Below are 435 nucleotides of genomic sequence, written 5' to 3'. Positions count from 1 at the left end.
TATAACAGATTATATTTTCTGTCCTAGAACAGTTTATCTAAAAAGAGTTTTGGAATATTCTGAAGAGGATAATGAACAAAAAATATTTGGATCAATTGTTCATTCTTTATTTGATAAAATAAATGAAAAAGAAAAGGAAATAATATTTAATATAAAAGAATTTTTTGAATATGAAAAAATATTAAATTTATATAATAGTTTTTTAATGAAATTATTAGAAGAATCAATAAAAGAATTTGAAGAACAAATAAAAAATTTAAATTTGGATAAAAATGATATAAAAATAAAGGCATATAGTTATGTAATAAAAGATATAGAAGATAGGGCAAAAAATGTATTTAATTTTATGAAAGATAAAGATGTATATGGAATAGAATTATGTGAATTTTTAGAACCAAAAATAAAAACAGAATTTGATGTTACTTCCTTAATAAT

Annotated in this window: 1 protein-coding gene (only partly in view); it reads left to right on the top strand. The window is 18.2% G+C overall.

Every position in this 435-nt window falls within one protein-coding gene, locus tag LUA84_RS03650, for a CRISPR-associated protein Cas4 (protein ID WP_256443614.1), read on the top strand. The gene is 477 nt long; 20 of those nucleotides lie to the left of the window and 22 to its right, leaving coding positions 21-455 in view (codon 7, partial, through codon 152, partial); the first complete codon in view begins at position 2. Both the start codon and the stop codon lie outside the window.

The organism is Candidatus Nanopusillus massiliensis, from assembly GCF_920984865.1.
This window is presented reverse-complemented; position numbering and strand designations above follow the sequence as displayed.